This is a genomic window from Paraburkholderia sp. MM6662-R1 (assembly GCF_050436245.1).
In the GTDB taxonomy this organism is placed as follows: Bacteria; Pseudomonadota; Gammaproteobacteria; order Burkholderiales; family Burkholderiaceae; genus Paraburkholderia; species Paraburkholderia tuberum.
The window spans coordinates 2,192,642-2,214,884 of record NZ_JBNDLV010000004.1 but is presented as its reverse complement, the minus strand read 5'-3'; the positions used below and the strand labels follow the sequence as shown (position 1 = coordinate 2,214,884).

The 22,243-nt window shown below is 66.9% G+C and carries 13 protein-coding genes; 12 read left to right on the top strand and 1 reads right to left on the bottom strand.

What is annotated here, in order from left to right:
* Nucleotides 1–18: 18 nt before the first annotated feature.
* Genes hpaD through hpaI form a run of 4 tightly spaced genes read left to right on the top strand, consistent with a single transcriptional unit; the run spans nucleotide 19 to nucleotide 2,925 of the window.
* On the top strand, nucleotides 19–882 hold the full coding sequence (hpaD, locus tag OKW39_RS40065; RefSeq protein WP_090806341.1) for a 3,4-dihydroxyphenylacetate 2,3-dioxygenase: 864 nt from the start codon (nucleotides 19–21) through the stop codon (nucleotides 880–882).
* A 19-nt stretch (nucleotides 883–901) separates the two neighbouring features.
* Nucleotides 902–1,300 carry a 5-carboxymethyl-2-hydroxymuconate Delta-isomerase gene (locus OKW39_RS40060; protein WP_187617791.1) on the top strand — a complete coding sequence of 133 codons (399 nt, stop codon included), beginning with the start codon at nucleotides 902–904 and terminating at the stop codon, nucleotides 1,298–1,300.
* 7 nt (nucleotides 1,301–1,307) lie between these two features.
* The gene (hpaH, locus tag OKW39_RS40055) at nucleotides 1,308–2,111 is read left to right on the top strand and encodes a 2-oxo-hept-4-ene-1,7-dioate hydratase (protein ID WP_090806345.1); all 804 of its coding nucleotides are present in this window, start codon (nucleotides 1,308–1,310) and stop codon (nucleotides 2,109–2,111) included.
* A gap of 10 nt (nucleotides 2,112–2,121) precedes the next feature.
* Complete coding sequence (hpaI, locus tag OKW39_RS40050; protein WP_429565173.1) at nucleotides 2,122–2,925, top strand: 4-hydroxy-2-oxoheptanedioate aldolase; 804 nt, start codon at nucleotides 2,122–2,124, stop codon at nucleotides 2,923–2,925.
* A 21-nt stretch (nucleotides 2,926–2,946) separates the two neighbouring features.
* On the opposite strand, the gene OKW39_RS40045 is transcribed toward hpaI, so the two are convergent.
* Nucleotides 2,947–5,268, bottom strand: a complete 2,322-nt coding sequence (locus tag OKW39_RS40045; RefSeq protein WP_429565172.1) for an EAL domain-containing protein — start codon at nucleotides 5,266–5,268, stop codon at nucleotides 2,947–2,949.
* Nucleotides 5,269–5,767: 499 nt separating this feature from the next.
* Here OKW39_RS40045 and bcsD point away from each other — a divergent pair, with 499 nt between their 5' ends.
* The 8 genes from bcsD to OKW39_RS40005 all read left to right on the top strand — a co-directional run bounded on the left by bcsD (nucleotide 5,768) and on the right by OKW39_RS40005 (nucleotide 21,824).
* The gene (gene bcsD, locus OKW39_RS40040) at nucleotides 5,768–6,223 is read left to right on the top strand and encodes a cellulose biosynthesis protein BcsD (protein ID WP_090806351.1); all 456 of its coding nucleotides are present in this window, start codon (nucleotides 5,768–5,770) and stop codon (nucleotides 6,221–6,223) included.
* A 147-nt stretch (nucleotides 6,224–6,370) separates the two neighbouring features.
* Nucleotides 6,371–7,099, top strand: a complete 729-nt coding sequence (gene bcsP, locus OKW39_RS40035; protein WP_429334096.1) for a cellulose biosynthesis protein BcsP — start codon at nucleotides 6,371–6,373, stop codon at nucleotides 7,097–7,099.
* A complete protein-coding gene (bcsQ, locus tag OKW39_RS40030; RefSeq protein WP_090806355.1) occupies nucleotides 7,096–7,884 on the top strand; it encodes a cellulose biosynthesis protein BcsQ in 789 nt (262 codons plus the stop codon). The genes bcsP and bcsQ overlap by 4 nt, the downstream gene beginning before the upstream one ends.
* Complete coding sequence (gene bcsA / locus OKW39_RS40025) at nucleotides 7,881–10,088, top strand: UDP-forming cellulose synthase catalytic subunit (RefSeq protein ID WP_429565171.1); 2,208 nt, start codon at nucleotides 7,881–7,883, stop codon at nucleotides 10,086–10,088. Before bcsQ ends, bcsA begins: the two co-directional genes overlap by 4 nt.
* Nucleotides 10,089–10,091: 3 nt before the next feature.
* Nucleotides 10,092–12,653 carry a cellulose biosynthesis cyclic di-GMP-binding regulatory protein BcsB gene (gene bcsB / locus OKW39_RS40020; protein ID WP_429565170.1) on the top strand — a complete coding sequence of 854 codons (2,562 nt, stop codon included), beginning with the start codon at nucleotides 10,092–10,094 and terminating at the stop codon, nucleotides 12,651–12,653.
* A 19-nt stretch (nucleotides 12,654–12,672) separates the two neighbouring features.
* Complete coding sequence (gene bcsZ / locus OKW39_RS40015; protein WP_429565169.1) at nucleotides 12,673–13,860, top strand: cellulose synthase complex periplasmic endoglucanase BcsZ; 1,188 nt, start codon at nucleotides 12,673–12,675, stop codon at nucleotides 13,858–13,860.
* Complete coding sequence (locus tag OKW39_RS40010; protein ID WP_429565168.1) at nucleotides 13,851–18,590, top strand: cellulose synthase subunit BcsC-related outer membrane protein; 4,740 nt, start codon at nucleotides 13,851–13,853, stop codon at nucleotides 18,588–18,590. The genes bcsZ and OKW39_RS40010 overlap by 10 nt, the downstream gene beginning before the upstream one ends.
* 573 nt (nucleotides 18,591–19,163) lie before the next feature.
* Nucleotides 19,164–21,824, top strand: coding sequence for a response regulator (locus OKW39_RS40005; RefSeq protein WP_429565167.1), 2,661 nt, complete (start codon nucleotides 19,164–19,166; stop codon nucleotides 21,822–21,824).
* The last annotated feature ends 419 nt before the right edge of the window (nucleotides 21,825–22,243 follow it).

The window sequence follows — 22,243 nt, the reverse complement described above, 5'->3', positions numbered from 1 at the left end:
TCGACACTGGAGACCGCGATGGGCAAACTCGCGTTGGCAGCAAAAGTTACACATGTGCCGTCGTTGTATTTATCCGAGCTCGACGGTCCGCACAAGGGTTGCCGTCAGGCCGCGATCGACGGACACCATGAAATCGGCCGACGCTGCCGCGAACTTGGCGTCGATACGATCGTCGTGTTCGACGTGCACTGGCTAGTGAATAGCGAATACCACATCAATTGCGCGCCGAAGTTCGAAGGCGTGTACACGAGCAACGAGCTGCCGCATTTCATCAGGAACATGCCGTACGCGTATCCGGGCAATGTCGGGCTCGGTCAGCTGATCGCGGACGTCGCCAACGAAATGGGCGTGAAAAGCCGCGCGCACAGCGAGACCACGCTCGAGCTCGAATACGGCACGCTGGTGCCGATGCGCTATATGAACGGCGATCAGCACTTCAAGGCGGTGTCGGTGGCGGGCTGGTGCATGTGGCACGACCTCGCGACCAGCGCGCGTTTCGGCCTCGCGGTACGCAAGGCCATCGAAGAACGCTACGACGGTACGGTGGCCATTCTCGCGAGCGGCTCGCTGTCGCATCACTTCGCGAACAACGGCACCGCCGAGCAGTTCATGCACAAAGTGTGGAGCCCGTTCCTCGAACAGATGGATCGCAGCGTGGTGCGCATGTGGGAAGCCGGCGACTGGAAGACCTTCTGCGACATGCTGCCGCTCTACAACGAGAAATGTTGGGGCGAAGGTGGCATGCACGATACCGCGATGCTGCTCGGTGCGCTCGGCTGGGATCGTTACGACGGCAAGGTCGAAGTCGTCACGCCTTATTTCGGCAGTTCGGGCACCGGCCAGATCAACGCGATCTTCCCGGTCACGCCGCTACCCGTCTGACATTCGCGAAGGAATCGCCATGCCTCACTTGACACTCGAATACAGCGCCAACCTCGCGGACGCGCAACGCCTCGGCGATCTATGCAAAGACCTCGCGCAGTGCCTCGACGCGCAGCGCGATAACGGCGAGCGCGTCTATCCGCTCGGCGGCATCCGCGTGCGTGCGCTGCGCTGCGACCAGTACTGCATCGCCGATGGGCGGCCCGACGCCGCGTTCCTGCACGCGAATCTGAAGATCGGCGCGGGCCGCCCGGAGGCCGTCAAGAAGGCGACCGGCGACGCGCTGTTCGCGCTGATCAAGCAGCGCTTCGCCACTGAGTTCGAACGGCAGGGGCTCGCGTTGTCGCTCGAAATCAACGAGTTCAGCGAAGCGGGCACCTGGAAGCACAACAATCTGCACGCGCGGTTCAAGGGCTGACATCATCATGCTAGACGAACAAACCATTCGCGACCTCGCCGCGCAACTCGATCACGCGGAAAAGACCCGCACGCAGCTGCGCCATTTTTCCGCGCAGTATCCAGAGATGACCGTACTGGACGGCTACGCGATACAACGCGAGTGGGTCAAGCTGAAACTCGCCGAAGGCCACGTAATCAAGGGCAGGAAGATCGGCCTGACGTCACGCGCGATGCAGCGCTCGTCGCAGATCGACGAACCGGACTATGCGCCACTGCTCGACAGCATGTTCATCGAAAGCGGCCAGGACATTCGCGTGGATCGCTTCATCGCGCCGCGCGTCGAAGTGGAACTCGCGTTCGTGCTGAACAAACCGCTGAAGGGCCCCGGCGTCACGCTGTTCGCTGTGCTCGACGCGACCGCGTACGTAAGCCCGGCCGTCGAAATCATCGACGCGCGCATCGAGCAGTTCGATCGCGAAACACGCGCGCCGCGCAAGGTCCATGACACGATCTCCGACTTCGCCGCGAACGCGGGCGTCGTGCTCGGCGGCCGGCCGGTGCGTCCGCTCGACGTCGACCTGCGCTGGGTCGGCGCGCTGCTGTACAAGAACGGCGCAGTCGAGGAAAGCGGGCTCGCGGCGGCGGTGCTCAACCATCCGGCCACCGGCGTCGCGTGGCTCGCCAACAAAATTGCTCCGCATGACGAATCGTTGAATGCGGGCGACGTGATCCTGAGCGGCTCGTTCACGAGCCCGGTTCCTGCCCGCGCGGGCGACACGTTCCACATCGACTATGGCCCGCTCGGCGGCATCGGTTTGAATTTCATCTGAACGCATCAATATGTCCTTGCCGAACAACCCCTTCAAGCGCGCGCTCGCCGAAGGCAGACCGCAGTTCGGCCTGTGGGCCGCGCTCGCCGATGCCTACGTGACCGAGCTGCTCGCCACCGCCGGCTTCGACTGGCTGCTGATCGACAACGAGCACGCACCGAACGACGTACGCAGCACGCTGTCGCAATTACAGGCGGTCGCCGCGTATCCGTCGCATCCGGTCGTGCGGCCGTTACGCAGCGACGCCGCGCTGATCAAGCAGTTGCTCGACATCGGCGCGCAAACGCTGCTGCTGCCAATGATCGACACGGCCGCGCAAGCGCTCGATGCGGTCGCGGCCACGCGTTATCCGCCGCAAGGCATTCGCGGCGTCGGCAGCGCGCTCGCGCGTGCGTCGCGCTGGAATCGCGTGCCCGACTATCTGGACACCGCCGCCGACGAACTGTGCGTGATCGTGCAGGCGGAGACCGTGCAGAGCCTCGACAATCTCGTGGAAATCGCGCATGTGGATGGCGTCGACGGCGTGTTTTTCGGGCCGTCGGATCTGAGCGCGTCGATGGGATTGCTCGGCAAGCCGGGCGACGCGCGCGTGCGCGACGCGATTCGCCACGGCATCGACACCGTGCGCACCGCTGGCAAGGCAGCGGGCGTGCTCGCCCCTGATCCCGCGCTGGCGGCCGAATATCTGGCGGCGGGCGCGGCCTTCGTCGCGGTCGGTACGGACACCGGCTTGCTGAGCCGCGCGGCCGCGGACCTCGCCGCGTCGTACAAGGAGCTGGCGGCGAGCGCGCCGCAGGTCAAAGGCGGGTATTGAAGCGAAAGCCTTTCACTTCCCCTACTCGCTCGCCGGCCAAGGCAAGCCTCGCGCCGACCAATCCAGCTCGACCCCCATCACACAGCGCCCGCTCGCCAGCTGCACGGCAAGTGTCACTGCGATGCACGGCCGCCCGCTCGCGAGCGACAGATAAGGATTACTGGTGACCGCCTCGCCGGGCAGCAGCACCGCATTGCGGAAGTACGGCCGATGATCCCAGCGCGCATCGCTCGGATTCGCGACCGGCTGCAGCGACGCCGCGTCCTCGCACCATGCGGACCCGCGCACCTCGTGACCGATCTGGCGGCCGGTGCCGTCGAGGATGAAACAGCTGATGCAACGCTTGAAGGTGGCGAGCAGCGCGAACGCGTCGTCCATCATGGCGCCGGCGCGCAAGCCGTCGGCCGCGCGCCGCAGTTCGAGCCGGTACGGCTCCATTTCGGATTCGAACAACGCATGCTGATGCGCACGGCCCTGCGCGATCACGTCGAACGCATCGTCGATCTGGCGATGCACCGACTCGGGCGGCGCGATCTCTGCCGCGGGCCGCCCTAGCAGATAGCCCTGCGCGAAATCGACATTCGACTCGACCGCGAGAATCAGCTCGTCGGCCGTCTCGACGCCTTCGACGACCACCAGCATCCCCGCCTGGTGCAGCAGCGACACGAGTTTCGGCAGGATCGGCTGCTGCGTGCCGTACGTGGTCGCGCGAATCAGCTCGCCGTCGAGCTTGACGAGGTCCGGCCGGATCCGCAGCAGCCGGTCGAGATTCGACTGGCCCGCGCCGAAGTCGTCGACTGCGATCAGGAAGCCGTGCTGGCGATAGCGCGCCGCCGCGCGCGACATCTCGTCGACGCTGCCGCCATGCGATTCGAGAATCTCCAGAATCACGCGCTCGGGTTCGAGCCCCGCGGCGCGCACGATCTTCGTCAACTGGTCGGCGTAGCCTTCAGCGACGAAGGTGGACGGCAGGATGTTCAGGAACAGCCACGCGTCGCCGGGCAGCGCGCGACGCGCGTTGCCGAGATGCACCGCGTGGCTCGCGCGGTCGAGCGCGCCTTCGTCGCTCGACGGCTTCGGCGCGAACATCACGACCGGCGGCACCAGCGTGCCGTCGTCATGCTCTCCGCGCAGCAGCGCCTCGAAGCCGACCTGCTTCTGATGCGATAGGCTGTAGAGCGGCTGAAAGTGCGAGATCAGATAGAAGTCTTCCCAGCGGTAACGCGCCGCGTCGGCGCTCGGGTCGCCGAACGGTGACTGCAGCGCGTCGAACGGCAGCGCGCGCTCCGCGCAGACACGGTTGCGGCCCGTCTGCTTCGCGCGCAGCAAGGCTTCGTCCGCGCGATCGAGCAGCATCATGAAGCTTTCGCCGCGCCGATGCTCGGCGACGCCGAAGCTCGCGGTCAGATGGCCGTCCGGCCGTTCGATCGCGGCGATGTCGAGGCGCAGCCGCTCGGCGATCTGCAGCGCGCCGGTGAGATCATTGTCGAGCAGCAGCGCGAATTCCTCGCCGCCGATGCGGCTCACGCTTGGGTAGAGCGCAACCGCGTCCTTCAGCACCTGCGCGACCTGGAACAGCGCATGGTCGCCGACCGCATGACCGAAGCGGTCGTTGAGCGACTTGAAGCTGTCGATGTCGAGAAAGATCGCGCTGATCTGCGCCCCTGGCGCCAGCGTCTCGAGGCGTCCCTGCGCGTGCTTGACGAACGAGCGACGATTTTGCAGGCCGGTCAGCGGATCGGTCGCCGCGAGTTGCGCGAGCTGGCTCTCGAGCAGAAAGTGATTGCGCCGGAAACGGTAGAAGCCGAAATGGAATACCACCGCCGTCGGCGCACCGATCGCGATGAGCCACGTCCACACGGCCGCGTCGACCTCGGGCGCATGAGCTTTGCCGCGCAGCAGCGCGATGGCCGCCGCGTAGAACACCACGCTGCCGGTGACGAAATGCGCGGGCGTGAGCCATAGCGGCGCCGCGCAGATCGGTATCACCACGAATGCGGGCAATAGCCACGGCAACGGATGCGCGAGGCCCTTCGCATTCAGCACGAGCCCGGCGATCAGCACCAGTTCGTACGCGACGCCGATCGCGCCGAACAGCGCCGTCGACTTCGCGCGCGGGATCGCCAGCACCAGCAGCGCGAGCAGGAGCGCGCATAGCAGCCGGTACGCGAGCGGCCCGGCCGGTGCGCCGACCAGTTCGCGCGCCGTTACCGTGCACAGGAACGCAACCACCGTGAAGCCCATCGTCACGAGGGAAAGCGGCCGCTGATGGTCGAGCGAGCGCCGGTGAAAGCGCTCACGCATGCTTGGCTCGGGCAGGTGCTGCGTCGGGATGGCAGACATAGATGGTTGATCAGGGTTTCCGGTCACTCGCCAATAGTTATCGGCAAACGTTCGATAAACATTTATGGCTAACGTAACACGACGTATAAATTCGGCGCCTGCGTGCCGAACGACGCCGCGCCGATCTTTCGCGCGACTCACCATCCGCCGAATGCATGATTAAAAGACTAAAGCTCAAAGCAGGCCGGATTGCCGGCTAATACACCTATGGTTCCGCAAGCCTTTTCGCGCGCCAGGCGAAGATTAACCTTTCAATTTCTTTTAAGCAGCAAAAATTACGCAATTCATGTGGCTCGATTGCGCGCTTATTACCGTATAAGCCGAGCAATGGAAAGTGGCTAAAAGCGTGTGTCTTAAGTAGACTGCTTGCAATGTGTGCCGGACACCCTAGACAACCCGGTAGAAATGACGTAATCGGCGCCCCGTTGCCGAACGACTCCAATGCTCAATGGCTGTCACGTCCGCAATGTGCAACGGGCCGCGACCACTTCCGGAAAACATGGTCCCAATCCTCAACTATCTGCTCGAACGCCAAATCTCGCCGCAATGGCGCGGCATGCTGAGCGCGCTGGCGAGCGAGTTCGAAGCGCAAATCGGACACGACGAGCTGCGCCAGCTGATGCATCGCGTCGGCAGCCGTTTCGCGCTCGCGTATCCGCTGCCCGCCTGCGCATCGACGGCCGAGCTCGAGCAGGTGTTGAATTCTTACTGGCATCAGATGGATTGGGGTTACGTCGCGCTCGCCGATGAGGCGGAGTCGCTGCGCATCATTCACTATTGCGCGCCGCTGCCCGCCTTCGGCGAATCGGCGCTCGCCTGGACGCCGGCATTTCTCGAAGGCGCCTATCAGACGTGGTTGAGCGCGTTGGGCGCGCAGGGTTTGTCGGTCGTGCAGACGAGCGCGTTCGGCGAGGACAGCTCACTCGAATTCCGCCTCGGCCGTCACCCCGCCTGAGCACCAGCGGGCGCTGCACGCGTACGTGCGAACGAGCGTGCGACGGCGATACAGCCGCCACGCAGAATCAGGGAAGGCAGTTCAAATAAACAGCACCCCGAGCAGTCGGTTTGGGGCCATGCACGGTATGTAAGAGACGACGGCATCATGAGTTCATCGAGCGACATCGAAAAACTGTTCGAGCAATTTGGCGGCGACGCCAACGCGTACCAGGAGATCGGCCGCGAGAACGACGCGCGCACCGCGCGCACTCGTTGGCCGCTGCTCGTGACGCTCGATCTGACGCAACCGGCCATTCCGGCAATCGGCCAGCTTCGCGACGCGAAACCACAGCCGCCGATAACCGTGGCGCCACGGGCCGCCGTCCACGAGGACACGACACCGAAGGACATGGCATCCGTGACGCGCGCGAAGGCACCGCTGTTCACGCGTCCGCACCGGCGTGACATTCCACCGGTACCTGTGGCCGCAGCCCAGCCCGCGGCGCCGAGCGGCGCGTCACGCTTCCGCACGGCCGACGAACTCGACGAGGCGGCCGCGCAAACGATTGCGCCTGTCGCGCCAGGCAGGACACGCCCCGCCGCGCCCGCTCATGGCAGCGCGAGCACGGCACCGGCATCGTCGATGCCACCGCCACCAGCGCCGCAACCCACCTACACGGCCCAACCCGCGCAACCGGCCCAACCGCCGTCGATCCTCGGCAAGATGTTTGCAGCGCAAACCCCGAGCGCGCCGCCGCAAGCGGCCGCGGCCGCGTCGCTGAACTCGGTGTTCGACCGTCTGCGCGGCACGTCCGCCCAAGGCACGCAAGCACCCGCCGGCACCGCGCGCGGCGGCTTCGCCTCGTGGCTCACCAACGGTCCACGTCGCTCATGAAAGTCATTGCCGTGGTGTCCGCCAAAGGGGGGGTCGGCAAGACCACCCTCGCCGCCAATCTCGCCTCCGTGCTCGCCAACAGCGGCCGGCGTGTGATTGCACTCGATCTCGATCCTCAGAACGCCCTGCGGCTGCACTTCGGCGTGCCGCTCGACAGCATCGACGGCCTGTCGCGCGCGACTCTCTCGGGCAACCCGTGGCAAACGGTGATGTTCGACGGTATCGACGGCGTGACCGTGCTGCCGTACGGCGCGCTGCTGGAGGACGACCGCCGCCGCCTCGAGGCGCAGATCGACCAGCATCCGCAATGGCTCGCGCAGTCGCTGCAGCACCTGCGGCTCGATGCGTCCGACATCGTGATCGTCGATACGCCGCCCGGCTCGTCGACCTACGTGCGAACCGCGCTGAGCGCGGCCACCTTCGCGTTGAACATCGTGCTCGCCGACGCCGCGTCGTACGCGGCGATCCCGCAGATGGAGCGGCTGATCGAAACCTACGCGGCGCCGCGCGCGGACTTCGGCGGCGTCGGCTACGTGATCAACCAGATCGACCAATCCCGCCAGTTGACCAAGGACGTGCTGAAGGTGCTGCGTCAGATGCTCGCCGGCAAGGTGTTCCCCGGCGTGATCCATCTCGACGAAGGCGTCAGCGAAGCGCTCGCCTGCGACACCACGCTGATCCATTACGATCCGCTGAGCCAGGCCGCCGCCGATTTCCGCGCATGCGCCGCGTGGCTCATGGCGGCGCTCGACGCGATCGCCGCCCGGCCAAGGAACGTCGCATGAGCAGTCCAGCCTCCTCGCGCGAGCCCGAGGGCGGCGAGCCGTCGCGGTTCCAACGCTTCATCGACGCAAGCTTCTGGAATAGCCGCATCGTCACCGCGCTCGTTACGATGCTCGCGCTGTACATGCTGTACTTCGTGTTCACGGTGCCGCTCGAGTTCTATCAGCAGCTGACCTTCGCGACCCTGTGCTTCGTGCTCGCGCTGCTGTTTCGCCGTCGTCCCGGCCGCTACGCGACGATGGTGATGATCATGCTGTCGATCGTCGCGTCGGGCCGCTACATGTACTGGCGGCTGACCGAAACGACCTACTGGGAGCATCCGCTCGACGCCGCCTGGGGTCTGCTGCTGGTGTCCGCCGAGCTCTACGCGACGATCGTGCTGATGCTCGGCTACTTCCAGACCGCGTGGCCGCTCAAGCGCAAGCCAATGCCGCTGCCCGCCAATCGCGACGAATGGCCGACCGTCGACGTGTTCATCCCGACCTACAACGAGCCGCTCGCCGTCGTGAAGCCGACCGTCTACGCGGCGCTCGCGCTCGACTACCCGGCCGACAAGATGTCGATCCACGTGCTCGACGACGGCCGCCGCGCCGAGTTCAAGGCGTTCTGCGAGGAAGTCGGCGTGAACTGGACGATCCGCACGCACAATCGCCACGCGAAGGCCGGCAACATCAACGAGGCGCTAAAAATCACGAGCGGCGAGTACCTCGCGATCTTCGACTGCGATCACATCCCGACCCGCTCGTTCCTGCAGATCGGCCTCGGCTGGTTCCTGCGCGACAAGCTGCTGTCGATGCTGCAAACGCCGCACCACTTCTTCTCCGCCGACCCGTTCGAGCGCAACCTCGGCACTTTCCGCAAGGTACCGAACGAAGGCGAGCTGTTCTACGGCCTCGTGCAGGACGGCAACGATCTGTGGAACGCGACGTTCTTCTGCGGCTCGTGCGCGCTGCTGCGCCGGAGCATGGTCGACGAGATCGGCGGCATCGCGGTGGAGACCGTCACCGAGGACGCGCACACCGCGCTGAAGCTGCACCGCCTCGGCTACACCACCGCGTATCTGGCGATTCCGCAGGCCGCCGGCCTCGCGACCGAAAGCCTGTCGGGCCACATCGGCCAGCGCATCCGCTGGGCGCGCGGCATGACGCAGATCTTCCGCATCGACAATCCGCTCACCGGCAAGGGGCTGAAGATCGGCCAGCGGCTGTGTTACCTGAACGCGATGATGCACTTCTTCTACGGCGTGCCGCGTCTCGTGTTCCTGACCGCGCCGCTGTCGTATCTGTTCTTCGGCGCGCATGTGATCGAGGCGGCGGCCAGCACGATCGCGATCTACGCGCTGCCGCACATGATGCACGCGAGCATCACCAACTCGCGGATGCAGCGCATGTTCCGCCATTCATTCTGGGCCGAGGTGTACGAGTCGGTGCTGGCGTCGTACATCACCGCGCCGACGCTGCTCGCGCTGATCAACCCGAAGCTCGGCAAGTTCAACGTGACGGCCAAGGGCGGCGTGATCGAGAAGAGCTACTTCGACTGGTCGATCTCGCGGCCGTATCTGTTCCTGCTGCTGCTGAACCTGCTCGGTTTCCTCGCGGGTCTGGTGCACATCTACATGAACTGGGACGTGCGCAGCATCGTCGAGACCACACTGCTCAATCTCGCGTGGACCGGCTACAACATGCTGATCCTCGGCGCGAGCGTGGCCGCCGCGAGCGAGCGCCGCCAGATCCGCGCGGTGCCGCGCGTCGCGATGAAGATGCCCGTGATGCTGAAGTTCTCGACCGGCCGCACGCTCGCGTGCGAAACGATCGACTACTCGGAAGGCGGCGTCGGCGTCGCGCTGCCCAGCACCATCGAAGTGCCGATGCAGGAGCGCGTGACCGTGTCGCTGTTCCGCGGCGACGAAGAGTACGCGTTCCCCGCCACCGTCAGTTTTACCGAGCCGGGACGCGTGGGGCTGCGCTTTTCGTCGATGTCGCGCGAACAGGAGTACGAGTTCGTCAAAACCACCTTCGCCCGCGCGGACGCGTGGACCGGCTGGGCCGAGGGACGCGAGACGGACACCCCGCTGCGCGGTCTGTCGCACGTGCTGAAGGTCGGCGTGCGCGGCATCGCGGGGCTGTTCGAACATCTGTACGACGACTTGCGCAGTTCGCTCAAAAGCCGTCCCGCGGACGTCAAGAAGCTAAAAACGAAAGACTGATCTATGGGCTACCGGATGGCCACGGACAATATCGAACGCCCGGCACACGGGCGCAACAGCATTGGACCCCAATCGCGCCTGTCTGCTTGTCACGGCTTGCGACACTCGCGGCGAATCATGCGCGGCGTCGCCTGCTGGCTCGCGCTGCAGACCGCGCTGGCGTCGTTCGTGCCGCTCGCTGAAGCGGCCACCCCTGCCCCCGCGGCCAAACCGGCGTCGGACGCGGCGGCACCCGCCGGCGCGCCGCAAACCCCGCAAGTCGCGACCGGTGTCGGCAACGTGCCCGCGCCGAGCGCGGCGGTGCCGTTCGATCCGAACGCGATCGCCCAGGGTCAGCTCGCCACGCCGACGCCCGCGCTCGCGGCGGCGTCCGTCAAGGCGCTCGGCACGCGCACGCTGACCACCGCCGAGCCCGGCACGCTGGTGCCCGGAGGCCGCCGCCAGACGCTGACGTTCGCCGACTTCGGCGCCCTCGACCCGCTGCAATTGCGCGGCGTCGACGGACAGAACGGCATCGCGTTCTCGGTGCGCGACGACGAGGTCGTGACCGGCGCGACGCTGCATCTGATCTACAGTTATTCGCCCGCGCTGTTGGCGAACCTGTCGCAGCTGAAGGTGCTGGTCAACGGCGAAGTCGCGGCGACACTGCCGCTGCCGCACGAGCAGGCCGGCATGCTGGTCGCGCGCGAGATCACGATCGATCCGCGCTTCATCACCGACTTCAACCACCTGAACCTGCAGCTGATCGGCCACTACACGACGGCCTGCGAGGACCCCGCCAACTCGTCGCTGTGGGCGACGATCAGCAACGCGAGCTCGCTCGACCTGACCTACTCGTCGCTCGCGACGAAAGCGGAGCTGGCCGCGCTGCCGCAGCCGTTCTTCGACCGCCGCGACGTGCGCCGCCTCGAGCTGCCGTTCGTGCTCGCGCAGAAGCCGGGCAACGGCACGCTCGAAGCCGCCGGCATCGTCGCGTCGTGGTTCGGCTCGCTCGCCGGCTACCGCGGCGCGGTGTTTCCCACCCAGCTCGACAACGCGCCGCTGTCGGGCAACGCGGTCGTGTTCGCGACCAGCGACCAGCATCCGGCCGGCGTGACGATTCCCGAGATCACCGGGCCGACCATCGCGGTGGTCGAGCGCGACGCGAACGCGCGCGGCAAGCTGCTGCTCGTGCTCGGCCGCAACGAGGCCGAGCTGAAGACCGCCGCGAAGTCGCTCGCGATCGGCCATAGCGCGCTGTCCGGCGCGAGCGCCACGATCACGTCGCTGAACGAAATTACGCCGCGCGTGCCGTACGACGCGCCGAACTGGCTGCCGACCGACCGCGCGGTGCGCTTCGGCGAACTCGCCGATCCGAAAGACCTGACCGTGTTCGGCTACGACGCCGACGCGGTGCGCATCAACATGCGGGTGCCGCCCGATCTGTTCATGTGGCACACGCGCGGCGTGCCGATCGATCTGCGCTACCGCTACACGGTGCGGCCGGCGCGCGACCGCTCGTCGCTGAACATCAGCGTGAACAACGGCTTCGTGCAGGCGCTGCCGATTCCGGCGCGCCCCGCGTCGGTGTTCGACCTGAGCCGCTACTTCAACCTCATCATGCCCGACGGCACCGCCGACGCGCGCCGCAACATCCGCATCCCGCCGCTGCTGATGACGCCGCGCACCCAGCTGCGGCTGCACTTCTACTACGACATCCCGAACACCGGCGAATGCGCGGGCCGCCTGCTGCAGAACGTGGTCGGCGCGATCGATCCGAACTCGACGATCGACCTGTCGTCGTTCCCGCACTACATGGCGCTGCCCGATCTGGCCGCGTTCGCCAACAGCGGCTTTCCGTTCACGCGGATGGCGGACCTCTCCGAGACCGCCGTCGTGCTGCCGGACGACCCGGACGCGAGCGACTACAGCCTGTATCTGCTGACGATGGGCCGAATGGGCGAATCAACCGGCTATCCGGTCTCCGGCGTGACCGTCACCCATGCGGCCGATGTCGAGCGCCTCGCCGACAAGGACCTGCTGGTGTTCGGCGCGCCTGGCAAGCAGCCGCTGTTGCAGCGCTGGTCGAAGTCGATGCCGTTCTCCAGCGACGGCGCCGCGCACACGTTCCAGCTCACCGACCTGGTGTTCAAGCTGCGGGACTGGTGGCACGGCGAGCACGGCGTCGAGCGCACGCCCGCGCGTGCCGATCTGACGATGGTCAGCTCGAACGGCGCGGCGCTGCTAACCGGCTTCGAGTCGCCGCTGCAGCGAGGCCGCAGCGCGGTTGCGCTGATCAGCGCGGCCGGCCCGTCGGATGCCGATCTGTCCGCCGCGCTGCTCGACGCCGACGTGCTGCCGAAGATTCAAGGCGCGATGGCCGTGATCCATGGCCGCGCCGTCACCATCACGTCGAACGGCACCGCGTACTACGTGGGCAGTCTGTCGCCGCAGGAGTATCTGCGCTGGGCACTGTCGTCGCATCCGCTGCTGCTCTTGCTCGGCGGCGTGCTCGCCGCGCTGATCATCGCGGCCTTGTGCTACCGGACGCTTCGCGCGATCGCCGCGCGTCGACTGAAGGACTGATGGAACGGATATGACTCGAATGCGGTTTCGGATCAGCAGAAGAACCTCTTTTGCGCTCGCGCTCGGTATCGGCATGACGGCGTCGGCCAGTCTGGCGGGTTTGAGCGGCGCCGCTCGGGCCGCGCAGAACGGCGCTGCATGCGGCGACTGGGGCGCCTGGCAAAGCTTCGTGCAACGCTTCGTCCAGGCCGACGGCCGCGTGATCGATTACTCGACGCCGGCCCAGCAGACCACCTCGGAAGGCCAGTCCTACGCGCTCTTTTTCGCGCTGGTCGCCAACGACCGCGCGACCTTCGACAAGCTGCTCGGCTGGACCCGCGCGAATCTCGCGGGCAACCAGTTCGACGCCCAGAACCTGCGGCTGCCCGCATGGCAATGGGGCAAGAAGCCGGACGGCTCGTACGGCGTGCTCGATCCGAATTCGGCGTCGGATTCCGACCTCTGGATCGCTTACGATCTGCTGCAGGCCGGCCGCCTGTGGCACAACCCCGCCTACACGCAACTGGGCCAGGCACTCGCCGAGCGCATCGCGCACGACGAAGTCGCGAATCTATCTGGCCTCGGGCCGATGCTGCTGCCGGGGGCGCAGGGCTTCAGGAACGGCAACGTCACGCGTCTGAATCCGAGCTATCTGCCGCTGCCGGTGTTGCGCGCGCTCGCGCACGAGGTGCCGGACGGCCCGTGGGCCAAGCTCGCCGACAACGCTTATCAGTTCGTCAAAACCGTGTCGCCGCAAGGCTTCGCGCCTGACTGGGCGGCGTGGCAGAACGGTCGGTTCGTCGTCGATCCGAAGAACGGCGACGTCGGCAGCTACGATGCGATCCGCGTCTATCTGTGGGCCGGCCTCGCATCGCCCGCCGATCCGCTCGCGAAGCCGTGGCTCGGCGCGCTCGGCGGCATGCGCGCGAAGGTCGCGCAGAACGGCTTCCCGCCGGAGAAGGTGTCGTCGACCACCGGCGCGGCGAGCGGCGAAGGTCCGCTCAGCTATTGGGGCGCGCTCGCGCCATACTTCAAGACACTGGGCGACGAGCACGGACTCGGCCTCGCGCGCACGCGGCTCGCCGCGCTCGACGCGAACGTTCCGGGCCGTGAACCGGTGTACTACGATCGTGTGTTGGGTCTGTTCGGCACGGGGTTCATCGATGGCCGCTATCGCTTCGATGAAGCCGGCGGTCTCGTGCCCGCCTGGAGGACCGCATGCGATTGAACGCCCTCGCCGGGTCGCTGCATATCGCGCTGCATATCGCGCTGTCCGTCGGCGCGCTCTTGTGCGCGGCCGCGGCCGCGCCCGATGCGCTCGCGCAGGCGAGCAAGGATCCGCTGACCGTGCTGATCGATCAGGGCAAGTACTGGCAGTCGCATCAGCGCGGCGACCTCGCCGAGCAGGCCTGGCAGAAGGTGCTCAGCATCGATCCGAAGCAGCCCGACGCCCTGTTCGGCATGGGCATGGTGCTGGCCGACCGCAAGGACGGCGCCGGCGCGCAGCAGTACCTTGCGCGGCTGAAGGCGGCCGCGCCGAACTATCCGAATCTCGATGAGCTCGGCCGCCGCCTTGGCGAAACGAGCCCGCGCGACCAGACCATCAGCGAGGCGCGCCGGCTCGCGCAAGCCGGTCAGAGCGCGAGCGCGGCGCAGGAGTATCAGCGCGCGCTGGCCGGCAAGCCCGCAACGCCCCAGTTGCAGCTCGAGTATTACCAGGCGCTGTCGGCGACGCCGCAGGGCTGGGACGAAGCACGCCGCGGCCTCGAACAACTCGCCCACGACAACCCCAACGACCCGCGTTTCGCACTCGCGTACGCGCAGCATCTGACCTATCGCGACGTCACGCGGCGCGACGGTATCGCGCGGCTGCAAAAGCTCGCGGGTGACACCTCGGTCGGCGCGGCGGCGAAAAAGAGCTGGCGCCAGGCGCTGCTGTGGCTCGACGCGCGGCCCTCGGACGCCGCGCTGTACGAGTCGTACTTCCAGACCGCCGGCGAAGATGCCGCCGTGAAGGCGCGCTTCGAATCGATGGTGCAGCAGGACAGCGCGGCGCGCGCCCGCGCGCAGGAAAACGCCGCCGCCGACGCGCGCGGCCGCGTGATCGCCGACGGCTTCGCCGCGCTCGACCGCGACGACATCGTGAGCGCGCGCGCCAGGTTCTCGTCGGTACTCGCGCACAGTCCCAACGATACCGACGCGCTCGGCGGCATGGGCATCGCCGCGCTGAAGCAGGAGCGTTTCGCCGAGGCGCGCAACTACCTCGAGCGTGCCTCGCGCGGACCGAATCCGGCGCGCTGGAAAACCGCGCTCGACAGCGCGACCTACTGGACCTACACGAGCGAAGCGATCGGCGCGCGCAGCAATGGCGAGTTCGCGAAGGCGAAGGCATTGTTCGAGCGCGCGATCGCGCTGAATCCGTCCGACGTGACCGCCCAGGTGCAGCTCGGTGAAATGCTGCTCACGACCGGCGACCCGGCCGGCGCCGAGCAGGCATACCGGATGGCACTGCGCCGCCAGGCCGACAACCCGGACGCGATTCGCGGCCTCGTCGGTGCGCTCGCCGCGCAGGGCCGTGCCGACGAGGCGCTGCAGTTCGCCAATCAGCTGAACGCGCAGCAACAGGCGAAGGTCGGCGGCATCGACCGTTTGCGCGGCGACGCGCAGGCAGCGCAGGCGCGCGCGGCCGAAGCGCGCGGCGATCTCGGCAGCGCGCGCAGCCTGTTCGAAGACGCGCTGCTGAACAAGCCCGACGATCCGTGGCTGCGGCTCGACCTCGCGCGCATCTACGTGCGCCAGGGCGCGGTCGCGAATGCGCGCAGCATGATGGACGGTCTGCTCGCCGCGCATCCGGACATGACCGATGCGCTGTACGCGAGCGCGCTGCTGTCGGCGGAAACGCAGGACTGGTCCTCCGGTCTCGCGCAGCTCGACCGTATTGCGCCCGCGCAGCGCACCGATGCGATGACGACGTTGCAGCATCGGCTGTGGGTGCATCGGCAGGCCGACCTCGCGACGCGCATGGCGAAGAACGGCCAGACGCAGCAGGCCATCGCGACCTTGCGCGCCGCCGAGCCGGTGGCCGGCAACAACCCCGAGCTGATCGGCGTGATCGCCGGCGCGTACCAGCAGGCCGGCGACCCGACCCGCGCGCTCGCACTCGTGCGCGGCGCGATGAGCGCCGCGCACGGAAACACCGATCTGCTGCTGCAATACGCGAGCATTCTGTCCGCGGCCAACCAGCAGGCCGAGCTCGGCGCCGTGATGCGCCAGTTGCAAGGCATGCAACTGACGCCGCAACAGCGGATTGACTTCAACAACCTGAATCTCGGCATCGTCATCCGACAAGCCGACGCGGTACGCCTGCGCGGCGATCTCGCGAGCGCCTACGAGGTGATCGCGCCGTGGCTCGCCGCGATGCCCGACAACCCCGACCTGCAGGCCGCGCTCGGCCGCATGTATGCGAGCGCGGGGGACGACCGCAACGCGCTCACGAGCTTCCGTGTCGCGCTGCAGCGCCGCCCCGACGATCTGAATCTGCTGCAGGCGGCGATCTCGGCCGCGGCCGGCGCGAAGCAGTTCAGCTACGCCGAAACGCTCGCGAACCAGGCGCTCGCCCTCGCGCCCAACGACCCGGGCGTGCTCGCGACCGTGGGGCGCATGTATCGCGCCCAGGGCAAGCTGTCGCTCGCGTCGACCTATCTGCAACGCTCGCTGGTCGCGGCCAACACGCCGCTGGCGGCGAACGCGCCCCGCAACGCAGGCACCAACGTGCCGCGCGGCTGGGAAGCGGCGATGGGCCAGATCGGCGCGACGCCGCTGCCGGGCACCAATCCATTCGAAGGCAAAACGGCGATCGTCCCTTCGGGCGACGCCGACAATGCCGCGCGTCCCGCGCTTCCGTTCCTGAATACGCAGTCTTCCTCGCCGACGCAGACCGTGCCGAACTATCCGCCGCCCCTTCAGCCCGCGCCGTATGTCGCGCCGTATGTCGCGCCCTATACGGCGCCCGCCGCGACGCCTTATAACGCGCCTGCCGCACAGCCCGCGCCGGTCGCCGCACCGTACGGAGCGCCCCGCTCCGCCGCCGAGGTCGGCGGCTACGGACAGGAATCCAACGGATCGAGCCAGTCGGGTGCGCCGTTGCAGCCTTATCCGGGACAAGGTCAGGCGCCCGGGCAGCCGATGCCGCGGCAGCAGTACGACGCGGGCTATGCGCAGCCGCAGCCCTATGCGCAGCAGCAAGCGTATCCGCAGCCGCAGCCTTACCCGCAGCAGCAAGCGTATCCGCAGCAACCGGCGTACGGGCAACCGGCATACGGGCAACCGGCGTACGGGCAGCAGCCCTACGGCGCGCAGGACGGCTATGCGGCCACACCGTGGCCTATGTCGCCGGCCGCGCGCCAAGCGCAGGCCAACGCCGCGTCGACGACGGCGCTGCCGTACGGATCGACACGCACGAGCACGCAGAAGAGCGCCAAGAAGAGCACGGCGAAAACGAGCCAACCCGCGCCGGTCTACGCGCAGCCGCCGCCGTATCCGCAGCAGCAGGGCTACGCGCAACCGTATCAGCCGTACCCGCCGCAACAGCCCTATCAACAGCAGCCTTACCCGAACCAGGGCTACTACGCGCAGCAGCCGTACATTCCGCAACCGCCGGCCGGCTACGCGCAGCCGTACTACCCGCCCGGCAGCAACGCGCAGAACAACCCGCAGTCGAACGTCGCGAACGCGCAGACCCTCGGCGTCGCCGAGGAGCTTGCGCAGGTCAATCGCGAGCAGTCGAGCACCGTGTCGGGCGGCCTGATCTTCCGCAATCGCGTCGGCGAGGACGGGTTGTCGTCGCTCACCGACATCGAGGCGCCGATTCAGGGGCGTATCAAGGCGGGCAACGGTCACGTGGTCGTGACCGCGACCCCGGTCACGCTCGACGCAGGCACCGCGTCGAACAGCACGTCGACGCTCGCGCGCTTCGGCGCGGGGCTTTCGACCGCGTCGTCGAAATCGGCGGCGCAGAACGGCACCAACAACTACGGCAGCCAGACCGCAAGCGGTGTGGGCCTCTCCGTCGGCTATGACAGTCGCAGCATCAGCGGCGATATCGGCGTGACGCCAATCGGCTTGCGCGAGACCAACATCGTCGGTGGCGCGCAATACAACGGCGGCATCACCGACAAGGTCTCGTACTCGATCGCGGTCGCGCGGCGCGCGGTGACGGACAGCCTGCTGTCGTACGCGGGCGCGCGCGATGCGGCCGCTGGCCTCGAATGGGGCGGCGTTACGTCGAACGGCGCGCTTGCCAGCCTCAGCTGGGACGACGGCACGAGCGGCCTGTACGTGAACGCGTCGTATCAGCACTACATGGGCACCAACGTGCCGAGCAACAACGCGATCAAGGGCGGCGGCGGTGTCTACACGCGTCTGCTGAAAGACGCCGACCAGACGCTGACGGTCGGCGTGAACACGACGATCATGGGCTACAACCGCAATCTGTCGTACTTCACTTACGGCCAGGGCGGCTACTTCAGTCCGCAGCAGTACGTGATCCTGAATCTGCCGGTCGAATGGTCGGGCCGCGCGGGCCTGTTTACATATGACGTGAAGGGGTCGATCGGCGTGCAGCATTATCGCGAGGATGCGTCGAACTATTTCCCGCTGAACGACGGCTCGTCGCGGCAGGGCGACGCGGCCGCCGCCGCGCAATCCCTCGGCAACGGTCTGACCGCCGTCTACCCGGGTCAGAGCAAGACCGGCGTGTCGTATTCGATCAGCGGCGTCGGTGAATATCAGCTCGCGCCGCAGCTCGCGGTCGGGGCGACCGCGTCGCTCGGCAATGCCTATGAATATCGCGAGTGGCTCGCGGCCGTGTACGTGCGCTACAGCTTCAACAAGCAGACCGGCTTGCAGCCGTTCCCGCCGGTGCCGTTGACGTCGCAGTATCTGTCGCTGTCCAACTGACGGACGCACTCGTTGGGTGAGGTCGCGGCTTGCATTCGATGAATCGCAAGCCTCGTCGCCCCCGCCCTCACTTTCGTTCGCACTCCATTGCATAGCGCCGGCCGTGCTCGAGATAGCCGGCCTCGTGGCTGCTCACGAGCTCGACGGCGGGTTTGGGGAGTGGATATCGTGTGATGTTTTCCTTCGCCATCGTACGGTGCGTTCCATTGAAGTTCGAAGCTTGCGCAGGAATCGGGGACGGCAGCACGATTCGCACCTGACCGTGGGCGCGACCACGCCCTACGCGAAGGTATCGAGCCACGCCGGAAATGCGGGCGCTTCTTCCGCTTTCGCCGCGCAGCAAACGCGCCTCGCGGTAAATGTCGCCCGCGCATCGAACGAGGTGCCAAATTGGTACGGTTTCGGACACGGGTGCTTACCCGGCAAAACCCCGAATAGCGTCTGCGATGCATCACCGATAAGGCGTTGTGCCCTACAATATTTGGGGTTCGCGAGGGTGCGCGACGCGCGCGAACCCTCGAAGCTTCGGTCAAGAGCCAATCATTTTCGACGTGATTTCACGTGGAGCGCTGCATGCCTTTTCCGGCACAAGACTGCGGCTGCGCTGGCTGGCGCGGCGAGATGGCGCGACGCATCAGCGAATTCGACTGGCGCGCCACCACCCTCGGCGCGATCGAAAACTGGCAGCGCAGTCTGACCTCGACGGTCCAGATGATGCTCGCCTCGCCGATGCCGCTCGTGCTGTTGTGGGGCGAGCCCGGCTACATGATCTACAACGACGCCTATGCGGTCTTCGCGGGCGGGCGGCATCCGTATCTGCTCGGCCGTCCGGTCGAAGACGGCTGGCCCGAAGTCGCCGATTTCAACCATCACGTGATGGTCACCTGCCTCGCGGGCGGCACGCTGTCGTATCGCGACAAGGCGCTCATGCTGCTGCGCGACGGCAAGCCGGAAGACGTGTGGATGGATCTGTACTACAGCCCGGTCGCGGGCGACAGCGGCGCGCCGGCCGGCGTGCTCGCGATGGTCGTCGAGACCACCGGGCGCGTGCTGACCGAGCGGATGCGCCAGCAAGCCGAAACCGAATTGCACGAGACCAACGAACGCCTGCAGCTCGCTCTGAATACCGGCGCGGTGCTCGGCACCTGGGTGCTCGACGTGCGCACCGGCGAGGTCACGGGCGACGAACGCTTCGCGCGGACCTTCCTGTTTGCGCGCGATAAAGCGTCGAAGGGCGTCGCGCGCGATGCCGTGACGCAGATGATCCACCCCGACGACCAGGCGCTCAATGACCGCCTGACCGCCGAAGCGGTCCGCAGCGGCGAGCCGTTTCGCGCCGAGTACCGAATCCGGCGGCCTGACGGCGGCTATATGTGGGTACAGGCGAACGGCCGCTGCCAGTTCGATGAACACGGCGAACCGACGCGCTTTCCGGGCGTGCTGATCGACATTCACGATCGCAAGATCGCCGAACAGCAGCTTCTTCAGTTGACCGAAACGCTCGAGCAGCGCGTCGCCGATTCGATCGCGGCGCGCACGCTCGCCGAGGAACAACTGCGCCAGGCGCAGAAGATGGAAGCGATCGGCAGCCTGACGGGCGGCGTCGCGCACGACTTCAACAACGTACTGCAGGTGATCAACGGCAATCTGCAGATGCTTGCCGCCGACGCCAACGACGACCCGGTCGCGCAGCGGCGTCTATCCGCCGCGACCGATGCCGTCAAACGCGGCGCGAAGCTCGCCGCGCATCTGCTCGCGTTCGCGCGGCGTCAGCCGCTGTCGCCGACCGTGCTGAATCCGCGCCGGCTGCTGACCGGCATGAGCGAGATGCTGCATCGCGCGCTCGGCGAAACGGTGCGGATCGACACGGTGCTCAGCGACGATCTGTGGAACGTGCAGGTCGACCGCAACCAGCTCGAAAACGCGCTGCTCAATCTCGCGATCAATGCGCGCGACGCGATGCGCGCCGACGGCGTGCTGACCGTGCGCGCGACCAACCGCACGCTCGACGCCGCGTTCTGCCGCGGCAAGCCGGAGTTGTCGCCCGGCGAATACGTGGAGTTCTCGGTTGCCGACACCGGCTCGGGCATGCCGCCCGAAGTGCTGCAACGCGTGTTCGAGCCGTTCTTCACGACCAAACCCGACGGCCACGGCACCGGCCTTGGCCTGTCCATGGTGTTCGGCTTCGCGCGGCAAAGCGGCGGGCATGTGTCGATAGAAAGCGAAGTGGGACACGGCACCACGGTGTCGCTGTTCTTTCCGCGCTGCTGCGAGGCGGAGACGCCGGAGACCGTCGATGGCACCGCGGCACCGGTCGGCGGCGGCGAAACGATACTCGTCGTCGAGGACGATGCCGACGTGCGGCTGACCGCGGTCGAAATGCTCGCGCAGCTCGGCTACAAGGTGCTGACCGCGTCGAACGGCGACGCGGCGCTCGAATTCATCGACAGCGACATGCCGATCGATCTGCTGTTCACCGACGTCGTGATGCCCGGCAAGCTGAAGAGCGTCGAGCTCGCGCAACGCGCGGCCGCGCGCACGCCACCGCTGCCTACGCTGTTCACGTCGGGCTATACGCGCGACGAAATCGTCCACCACGGCAAGCTCGACGCCGGTATCACGCTGCTGTCGAAGCCGTACCGGCGCGACGATCTTGCCCGTCTGGTGCGTAACGTTCTACGCGCGGGCGCCGCGCGCGTGGACCACGCGGCCGGGATGCGCGAAGCGCGTATCGCCGCATGCGTGCCGCCCGCCGCGTACGAAGGCGCCAACACGTGCGCCACTGCGAAGGGGCCGCGGAAAGCGTCGAACAAAGAGCCGAAGAAAAAGCCGCACAAGCCGATCCAGCCGCGTGCGGCCCACGAAGCCGCGCGCGTGCTGTTCGTCGAGGACGACACCGAATCGCGCGAGGCGCTCGGCGAACTGCTCGGCGCGTTAGGCCTCGCTTGCACCGCGGTCGCGAGCGCGGAAGCAGCGTTGCCGCTCGCGAACACGCAACGCTACGACGTATTGTTGACCGACCTCACGCTGCCCGGCATGTCCGGCCACGAACTCGCGCGCGCGGTGCGGCGCGTGCAGCCGGAGATACGCGTGCTGCTGGTGTCGGGCTACGGTCGCAGCGCGGAGATCGGGGCGGCGATTCCGGGTGCACGGCTACTCGGCAAGCCGCTCGATATCGCGCAGTTGCGACACGAGTTCGCGCAATGGCTCGACCACACCGAAGCGGCGTCCTAGTCCCAAAGAGATCAGCGTCAGCTCCTTCAACGTGGTCGCGGTAATCCCCGGCGCGTCGCTGATGAAGGTTTGAAAAGCAACGCTAGCATCTCTGTGGGTCGTCACGCGCAACGAGAAATGGCATCGGCTGCCCGGCACGTTTCCGCCGTCGCAGACGTGCTACATCAGGTGGCTGCAATGGCGCCGCACGGGCTTGATGAGCGCGATTCTCGACGAGCTCGGCCTGAGCGGTTGCGCGCTTGCATCGGCGTCTCGCGCGGATTGGGCGCCTCCGGCGGGGTCGACTGCCGACGCCTGAAATCGCGGCCTGGAATGGCATATATTGTTGGTAAGGATGAGTACCGCAACGGCGCGGCCCCGATCTGCATCAGCCGCGCGGGTGCGGGTATGATGCCGGGCGCGGTGCCCTCCGCACCCGC

Bases quoted from the DNA above. Each gene is read 5' to 3' on its own strand.
- hpaI (WP_429565173.1), top strand. From the start codon at position 2,122: ATGTCCTTGCCGAACAACCCCTTCAAGCGCGCGCTCGCCGAAGGCAGA.
- bcsD (WP_090806351.1), top strand. From the start codon at position 5,768: ATGGTCCCAATCCTCAACTATCTGCTCGAACGCCAAATCTCGCCGCAA.
- OKW39_RS40005 (WP_429565167.1), top strand. From the start codon at position 19,164: ATGCCTTTTCCGGCACAAGACTGCGGCTGCGCTGGCTGGCGCGGCGAG.
- bcsZ (WP_429565169.1), top strand. From the start codon at position 12,673: ATGCGGTTTCGGATCAGCAGAAGAACCTCTTTTGCGCTCGCGCTCGGT.
- OKW39_RS40060 (WP_187617791.1), top strand. From the start codon at position 902: ATGCCTCACTTGACACTCGAATACAGCGCCAACCTCGCGGACGCGCAA.
- hpaH (WP_090806345.1), top strand. From the start codon at position 1,308: ATGCTAGACGAACAAACCATTCGCGACCTCGCCGCGCAACTCGATCAC.
- bcsB (WP_429565170.1), top strand. From the start codon at position 10,092: ATGGGCTACCGGATGGCCACGGACAATATCGAACGCCCGGCACACGGG.
- hpaD (WP_090806341.1), top strand. From the start codon at position 19: ATGGGCAAACTCGCGTTGGCAGCAAAAGTTACACATGTGCCGTCGTTG.
- bcsQ (WP_090806355.1), top strand. From the start codon at position 7,096: ATGAAAGTCATTGCCGTGGTGTCCGCCAAAGGGGGGGTCGGCAAGACC.
- bcsA (WP_429565171.1), top strand. From the start codon at position 7,881: ATGAGCAGTCCAGCCTCCTCGCGCGAGCCCGAGGGCGGCGAGCCGTCG.
- OKW39_RS40045 (WP_429565172.1), bottom strand. From the start codon at position 5,268: ATGTCTGCCATCCCGACGCAGCACCTGCCCGAGCCAAGCATGCGTGAG.
- bcsP (WP_429334096.1), top strand. From the start codon at position 6,371: ATGAGTTCATCGAGCGACATCGAAAAACTGTTCGAGCAATTTGGCGGC.
- OKW39_RS40010 (WP_429565168.1), top strand. From the start codon at position 13,851: ATGCGATTGAACGCCCTCGCCGGGTCGCTGCATATCGCGCTGCATATC.